General features: G+C 70.4%; 8 protein-coding genes. 2 read left to right on the forward strand and 6 right to left on the reverse strand.

Translation table 11 applies throughout. The annotated features are described in order from the left end of the window. The 6 genes from APM_RS09985 to APM_RS10005 all read right to left on the reverse strand — a co-directional run. Positions 1–1,045, reverse strand: a 1,045-nt coding sequence (locus APM_RS09985; protein ID WP_007423248.1) for a DHH family phosphoesterase, incomplete at its 3' end; no start/stop codon positions are given. Then, positions 1,030–2,016, reverse strand: coding sequence for a class II fructose-bisphosphatase (gene glpX, locus APM_RS09990; RefSeq protein ID WP_007423249.1), 987 nt, complete (start codon positions 2,014–2,016; stop codon positions 1,030–1,032). The genes APM_RS09985 and glpX, both read right to left, overlap by 16 nt. Before the next feature lie 30 nt (positions 2,017–2,046). Next, positions 2,047–3,336 (reverse strand): homoserine dehydrogenase, encoded by a 1,290-nt coding sequence (locus APM_RS09995; RefSeq protein ID WP_007423250.1) that lies wholly within the window; start codon positions 3,334–3,336, stop codon positions 2,047–2,049. Beyond that, positions 3,333–4,544 carry an LL-diaminopimelate aminotransferase gene (locus tag APM_RS10000; RefSeq protein WP_007423251.1) on the reverse strand — a complete coding sequence of 404 codons (1,212 nt, stop codon included), beginning with the start codon at positions 4,542–4,544 and terminating at the stop codon, positions 3,333–3,335. The genes APM_RS09995 and APM_RS10000 overlap by 4 nt, the downstream gene beginning before the upstream one ends. Beyond that, complete coding sequence (locus APM_RS22635; RefSeq protein WP_007423252.1) at positions 4,541–4,711, reverse strand: hypothetical protein; 171 nt, start codon at positions 4,709–4,711, stop codon at positions 4,541–4,543. Before APM_RS22635 ends, APM_RS10000 begins: the two co-directional genes overlap by 4 nt. A 10-nt stretch (positions 4,712–4,721) precedes the next feature. Further along, complete coding sequence (locus tag APM_RS10005; RefSeq protein ID WP_007423253.1) at positions 4,722–5,195, reverse strand: hypothetical protein; 474 nt, start codon at positions 5,193–5,195, stop codon at positions 4,722–4,724. Positions 5,196–5,257: 62 nt separating this feature from the next. Between APM_RS10005 and APM_RS10010 the strand changes: the two genes are divergently transcribed. Next, positions 5,258–7,057, forward strand: a complete 1,800-nt coding sequence (locus APM_RS10010) for an alpha/beta hydrolase (protein ID WP_007423254.1) — start codon at positions 5,258–5,260, stop codon at positions 7,055–7,057. Further along, a partial coding sequence (locus APM_RS10015) for a hypothetical protein (protein ID WP_007423255.1) occupies positions 7,054–7,860 on the forward strand: 807 nt, incomplete at its 3' end. The genes APM_RS10010 and APM_RS10015, both read left to right, overlap by 4 nt.

Below are 7,860 nucleotides of genomic sequence, written 5' to 3' on the forward strand. Positions count from 1 at the left end.
CCTGGCGCTCGCGGTTGATCTCGTCGAGGCGGCGCGCCAGCACCATCGCCGTCGCCGGCTCGGCGGCGAGCAGCGTGCGCAGCCCGAGATCCGCCTCGGCGATGCGGCCGGCGGCGTTGATCCGCGGGCCGATCGCGAAGCCGCAGGTCATCGTGCCCGGCGCCTCCCTCACCTGCGCGACGTCGAGCAATGCCGCGATTCCCGGCCGTTCCCGCCGCGCCATCACCTTCAGCCCCTGGGTCACCAGCGCGCGGTTGAGGCCGGTGAGCGGCATCACGTCGCAGACCGTCGCGAGCGCGACGAGGTCGAGCATCGACAGCAGGTCGATCTCGCGCCGCGTCGCGAAGAAGCCCCGCCGGCGAAGTTCCCGCTGCACGGCGACGAGGGTGAGGAAGCTGATCGTCGCCGCGCAAACGTTGCCGAGGCCCGACGCATCGTCAGCGCGGTTCGGGTTCACCGTCGCCACGATGGCGGGCGGAGCTCCCTCGCTCTTGTGATGGTCGAGAACGATGGCATCCGCCCGGCCGTCGAGCGCCGCGAGCGCCTCATGCGCCGCCGTTCCGCAATCGACGCAGACGACCAGTTCCGCCCCCTGCCCGGCAAGCGCCCGCAGCGCCGGCGCGTTCGGCCCGTAGCCCTCGCGGAGCCGATCCGGCACGTAATTGATGGTCGTCGCGCCAAGTTCCCCAAGGCCCAGCGCCATGAGCGCGCCCGAACAGGCGCCGTCGACATCGTAATCGCCAAAGATCGCGATGGTCGCGCCGCGCTGCACTGAATCGGCGATCCGCGCCGCCGCGGCATCCATGTCGGTCAGCGCCGAGGGATCGGGCAGATAGGCGCGCAGCGTCGGCTCGAGGAAATCCGCGGCATGATCGGGCATCACGCCGCGCCCGGCGAGCAGCCGGCCGATCACGTCCGGCACGCCGCAGCGCTGGGCGATGGCCTGCGCCGTGCGGTCCGCGGCCGGGCGCCAGAGCCAGCGCCGGCCGGTCAGGCTGCGTTCGACCCCGAAAGCCGGCGCCGCCCCGTTCAGGCCGGCGTCCACGGCTTGGTCTGGAAGTTGTGATGCGCCTCGATATAGCGGACGGTGCCGGATTTCGACCGCATCACGATCGAGTGCGTCACCGCGCCGGTCGCATACCGCCGCACGCCGCGCAGCATCGGGCCGGTGGTCACGCCGGTCGCCGCGAACATCACGTTGCCCGCCGCCATTTCGTGAACCTGGTAGAGCCGCGACGGATCGGCGATGCCCATGCCCTTCGCCCGGTCGATCTGCGAGCTGTCCTCGAACAGCAGCCGTCCCTGCATCTGCCCGCCGGTGCAGCGCAGCGCGGCCGCGGCGAGAACGCCCTCCGGCGCGCCGCCCGAGCCCATGTAGATGTCGATCCCGGCCTCGGGTTGCGCCACCGCGATCACGCCCGAAACGTCGCCATCCCCGATCAGGGTGATCCGCGCGCCGGCCTCGCGGCACCGCGCGATCAGCTCGGCATGGCGCTCGCGCTCCAGCGTGCAGACCATCAGGTCGGAAATGTCGCACCGCTTGGCGCGGGCGAGGTTGCGGAGATTTTCCTCAACCGGCGCATCGAGCGCCACCACCCCCTCGGGCAGATCGGGACCAACCGCGATCTTGTCCATGTAGATATCCGGCGCGTGCAGGAAGTTGCCGCGCTCCGCCAGCGCGATCACCGCGATCGCGTTCGGCGCGCCCTTGGCGGCGATGGTCGTGCCCTCGAGCGGATCGACGGCGATGTCCATCTCCGGTCCGCCGGCGCCGACGCGTTCGCCGATATAGAGCATCGGCGCCTCGTCCATCTCGCCCTCGCCGATCACGACGACACCGTCGATCGCGACCGCGTTGAACGCCTGGCGCATCGCGCCGACCGCGGCCCCATCCGCGCTGTTCTTGTCGCCCCGGCCGATCCAGGCCGAGGCCGCGAGCGCGGCGGCTTCCGTGACGCGCACGAGTTCGAGGGCGAGGTTACGGTCCGACTGGGCCGGGGTCTTGGCGTTGTCCATCTTCGCGGTCTCCTGCGGGTCGAGCGTCGATCAGGCCTGTTCGATGCGGATGAGCGCCGGCGGCTCCTGCACCGCCGGCAGTGCGGCGATCTGCACCAGCGCCGCCGCCATCGCGGCCTCGTCAGTCTCATGGGTGATGATCACCACCGGCACCACATCGCCCGGGCTGCGGCCGCGCTGGAGCATCGTTTCCAGCGAGATGCCGTGATCGCGCAGCACCGCGGTGACATCGGCGATCACGCCGGGCTGATCCAGCACCATCAGCCGCAGGCAATAGGCCCCGCGATGCGCCGCCATCGGCACCGAGGCCTCGCTGCGCAGCGCATCGGGCGCCATGCCGAGCATGGGCGTCTGCCGGCCGCGGGCAAGGTCGATCAGGTCGGCCACCACGGCCGAGGCGGTCGGCCCCGCCCCGGCGCCGCGCCCCTGGATCACGATATCGCCCACCGGCTCGCCGCTGATCACGACCGCGTTGTTCACGCCATCCACCTTCGCCAGCGCCGAGTTCTCCGGCACCATCGCCGGATGCACGCGGGTCTCGATTCCGGCCTCGCTCGCGCGGGCGATGCCGAGCAGCTTGATCCGGTAGCCGAGCTCGTCGGCGAAGGCGATATCCACCGCGCTGATCCGGCGGATGCCCTCGACATGCACCGCCCCGAAATCCACCTGGCGGCCGAAGGCGATGGCCGCGAGGATCGCCAGCTTGTGGGCGGTATCCACCCCGTCGATATCGGCCGAGGGGTCGGCCTCGGCATAGCCGAGCGCCTGGGCCTCGGCGAGCACGTCGGCGAACTCCATCTTCTCGTCGCGCATCCGCGTGAGCATGTAGTTGCAGGTGCCGTTGAAGATGCCGGACACGCTGGCGATCCGGTTGGCGCCGAGCCCCTCGCGCAGCGCCTTGATGACGGGAATGCCGCCCGCCACCGCCGCCTCGAAGCGGATGCCCGGCCCGCCGCGGATCAACCCCGCGAGGTCGCCGCCCGCCTGCGCGATCAGCGCCTTGTTCGCCGTCACCACCGGCTTGCCCGCGGCCAGGGCCGCCTCGACCAGGTCCCGCGCGGCACCTGAAGCACCGCCGATGAGCTCGACGACGACATCCACGGCCGGATCGGTGGCGAGCACCAGCGGGTCCTCGACCCAGCGGATACCCTCGAGCGACACCCCGCGATCCCGCGTCCGGTCCCGCGCGGACACCGCCACCACGCGCACCGGCCGACCGGCCCGCGCGGCGATGATCGCCGCATTCTCCTGCAACAGCCGCACGACCCCGGCGCCGACCGTCCCCAGCCCGGCGATCCCGACCGACAGTTCACCATTCATGCCGAGACGCTCTCCTGCTGGTTGGGCGCATTGCCCGGTGCCATGAAGGCGCGGATGTTCCGCACCGCCTGCCGGAGCCGATGGGTATTTTCGACGAGCGCGATGCGGACATGGCCATCGCCATACTCGCCGAAGCCGATCCCCGGCGCGACCGCGACCTTGGCGCGCTCGAGCAGCAGCTTCGCGAAATCGACCGAGCCGAGATGCGCGAAGCGCTCCGGAATCGGCGCCCAGGCGAACATCGACCCCGCCGGGCTCGGCACGTCCCAGCCTGCCTGCGCGAGTCCCTTGATCAGCACGTCGCGCCGTTCGCGGTAGAGCGTGCGCATCTGCTCGACGCAGTCCTGCGGCCCGTTCAGCGCCGCCGTCGCCGCGACCTGGATCGGCGTGAAGGCGCCGTAGTCGAGATAGGACTTCATGCGCGCGAGCGCCGCGACCAGCCGCGGATTGCCGGCGGCGAAGCCCATGCGCCAGCCCGGCATCGAATAGGTCTTCGACATCGAGGTGAATTCCACCGTGATGTCCTTCGCCCCCTCGACCTGCAGCACCGAGGGCGGCGGCTCGCCCTCGAAATAGATCTCGGCATAGGCGAGATCGGACAGGATGAAGATCTCGTGCTTGCGGGCGAACGCGACGATTTCCTTGTAGAAATCCAGCGTCGCGAGATACGCCGTTGGATTTGAAGGAAAATTCACGATCAGCGCGGTCGGCTTCGGCACCGAGTGCCGCACCGCGCGGTCGAGCGCGCGCAGCATCTCGTCATCCGGCGTGGCCGGCACCGAGCGCACCGAGGCCCCGGCGATGATGAAGCCGAACTGGTGGATCGGGTAGGACGGGTTGGGCACCAGGATCGTATCGCCCGGCGAGGTGATCGCGTTGGCGAGGTTGGCCAGCCCCTCCTTCGAGCCGAGTGTGGCGATCACCTCGGTCTCCGGGTTCAGCTTCACGCCGAAGCGGCGGTCGTAATACGCGGCAAGCGCGCGCCGCAGGCCGGGAATGCCCTTGCTGGTGGAATAGCGGTGGCTGCGCGGGTCGGCCACGGTCTCGACCAGCTTGGCCACGATATGCGGCGGCGTCGCGCTGTCGGGATTGCCCATGCCGAGGTCGATGATGTCCTCGCGCCGGTTGCGCGCGGCCGCCTTCGCCTGGTTCACCTCCGCGAAGACATAGGGTGGAAGGCGGCGGATGCGGTGAAATTCCTCGGTCATGATCGGTCCTGAGCGTCCGGTGTGGTGGGTTTGTGGCGGGGGTATAACATCTGTGCCGCACCGCCGCGACCGCTGGCGAGCGCTTCGAGGCGAATGTCTGCCGCCGGCACGCCGGCGACCTCGAGCGCGTTGGCGATCGCCGTCGCGCGCAGAAGGGCGAGCCGCAAGCCGGCCGGATCACGCCCTGGCGCGAACCCGATTGCGGCAATGGGGCGCCCGGCGCGGCGCGCCGCGAACGCGCCCAGCAGCGCGATCTGCGCCGGCGACAGCACGGCTTCGCGCGGCCGGAAGCCGAGACGCAGCGGCGGCACGGAAGGCGGCGGCGGGCGCCGCGGCGGGGGCTGGCGGCTCATGGCCAGCCATGAGGTTCTGGCCGCGATTCGCCGCCTCCAGCCGTCCGCGCAGCGCCGCCTGATCGGCGGGGGAAATCGATGTCGGCCGCGGCGGCACCGAAGCCAGGTTCGGCCAGGGCGAATCGAGCCCCGGCGCGGGCGGCGGCCCCGAGCTGATCACCCCGCCCTCGTAGCGGTGCAGCAGCGCCGCCGGGCTGTAGGCCGCGCAGCCCGACAGCGCGATCACCGCGAGCGCGGCCATTACGGCGACGATTCGACTCGGGGTTTCAGGGGTGGGCGGAATCTGGCTATAGGTCACTTCGGCTCCTCGCTTGCGCCACCAACCTTAGCGCCTGCATCCCGGAGCCGGAAGGAGCGTCGATGGCCGAACAGCAAAATCCGCGGACGGAAGCCCCAAACCTTCCCGATCCCGCCGCTTTTTCCCGCACCATGGCCGATATCGCGGCCCGATCGCAGCGCATCGTGGCCGAATGGCTACAACGCCAGCACGAGGCCGATGTCGCGATCGATCCGCTCAACATCGGCAGCGCGTTCATGGAGATGATGGCCCGGCTGATGGCCAATCCCGCGTCGCTGATCGAGGCGCAGATCGGCTTCTGGCAGGATTACGTCACGCTCTGGCAGCACTCGACCCGCCGCATCATGGGAATCGAGACCCAGCCGGTGGTGCCGCCGGACCCGCGCGACAAGCGCTTCCAGCACGAGGAATGGAAGGAAAACGAGATCTTCGACTTCATCCGCCAGAGCTACCTGCTCTCGGCCCGCTTCGTGCAGGATGTGGTCCGCCGCGTCGACGGGCTCGATCCGAAGACGGCGCAGAAGGTCGATTTCTACGCGCGCCAGTTCGTCGACGCGATGAGCCCGTCGAACTTCGCCCTGACCAACCCCCAGGTCCTGCGCAAGACCGCCGAGACCGGCGGCGAAAACCTGCTGCGCGGCCTGTCGAACCTGCTGCGCGATCTCGAGGCCGGGCGCGGCCAGCTGCACATCCGCATGACCGACGCCGAGGCCTTCAGCGTCGGCGGCAACATCGCGGTCACGCCGGGCAAGGTCGTCTACCGCAACGAGCTGATGGAGCTGATCCAGTACGCCCCGGCGACCACGACGGCGCACAAGACCCCGCTGGTCATCTTCCCGCCCTGGATCAACAAGTTCTACATCCTCGACCTGCGGCCCAAGAACAGCTTCATCCGCTGGGCCGTCGAGCAGGGGCACACCGTCTTCGTCGCGAGCTGGGTGAACCCGGACGAGCGCCTCGCCGAGAAGGATTTCGCCGACTACATGAAACTCGGCGTGTTCGCCGCCCTCGACGCGATCGAGCAGGCCACCGGCGAGCGCCAGGTGAACGCGATCGGCTACTGCCTCGGCGGCACGCTGCTCGCCGCCACCCTCGCGGTGATGGCCCGCCGGCGCGACAGCCGGATCAAGTCCGCGACCTTCCTCGTCACGCTGACGGATTTCGCCGATGTCGGCGAACTCGGCGTCTTCATCGACGAGGAACAGCTCGCCGCGCTGGAAGACCGGATGAACCGGCGCGGCTATCTCGAAGGCTCGGCGATGGCCACCACCTTCAACATGCTCCGCTCGAACGACCTGATCTGGAGCTTCGTGGTCAACAACTATCTGCTCGGCAACGAAACCTTCCCCTTCGACCTGCTCTACTGGAATTCCGATTCCACCCGCATGCCGGCGGCGATGCACTCGTTCTACCTTCGCAACATGTACCAGAAGAACCTGCTGAGCCAGGCGGACGCCATCACCCTCGACGGCACGCCGGTCGATCTCCGGCGGATCAAGGTGCCGGTCTACTTCCTCTCCTGCCGCGAGGACCACATCGCCCCCTGGGCCAGCACCTACCGCGCGACGCAGCTGATGGCCGGGCCGAAGCGCTTCGTGCTCGCCGCCTCCGGCCATATCGCCGGCGTGATCAACCCGCCGGGCAGCGGCAAATACAACCATTTCGTCAACGCCACCCTGCCGGCGAACGCTGAGGACTGGTTCGCCGGCGCGACCGAGGTGGCCGGCTCCTGGTGGCCGGACTGGCAGCGCTGGATCGCCGCACAGGGCCGCGGCGAGGTTCCCGCCCGCACACCCGGCGACGGCGCCCTCCCCGCCCTCGCCGATGCCCCCGGCGATTACGTGAAAGTCCGATCGGCTTGAACCAGCCGGATGCGGCCGGCGGCATCGCGATGGTGCTGCCCGCCAGCGAAGCCTTTGCCCCCGGCCGGGCCGGCGCGATCGCCCTGGTCGTCCGGCGGCTCGCGGCCGCCACCGGTGCCTCGGTCATCGGCGCCGCCTGCGCGGAGCCGGGCTTTCCCGGCATTGCCTGCGATCCGGTCCGCTTCCGCGCGCCGCTCGCCTACAATGCCGGCGTGCTGCGCCGGCTGCGGCGGCTCCGCCCGGCGAGCATCGACATCCACCAGCAGCCGCGCCTCGCCCGGCTTGCCGCGCGCCTGCTGCCCGGTAGCCGGGTGATGCTGTTCCTGCACAACGAACCGACGACGATGCGCGGCCTCACCAGCCCGGCGGCGCGGGCGGGCACGCTGCGCCGCCTGCACGCCGTGGTCTGCGTCTCCGATCATCTGCGCGCCCGCTACGCGACCGGCCTTGCCGACACCGCCCGCCTCGTCACGCTGCACAACCCGCTCACCCTCGCCGAACTGCCGGCACCTCCCGATGCGCGGCGGCGCGAAATCCTGTTCGCCGGCCGCATCGTCGAGGGCAAGGGCATCGCCGATTTCATCGCCGCCAGCGCCGCTGCCCTGCCGCGCCTGCCCGGCTGGTCCGCCCGCATCATCGGCGGCGACCGCTTCGGGCCGGACAGTCCGGAAACCCCGTTCGTGCGCGAGATGCGGGCCCGCGCCGGCGCCGCCGGCATCGCCTGGGACGGCTACCGGCCGCACGACGAGGTTCTGGCGGCGATGGCCGGCGCCGCGATCGTCGCGGTCCCGAGCCGCTGGCCC

This window comes from Acidiphilium sp. PM, from assembly GCF_000219295.1.
In the GTDB taxonomy this organism is placed as follows: Bacteria; Pseudomonadota; Alphaproteobacteria; order Acetobacterales; family Acetobacteraceae; genus Acidiphilium; species Acidiphilium multivorum.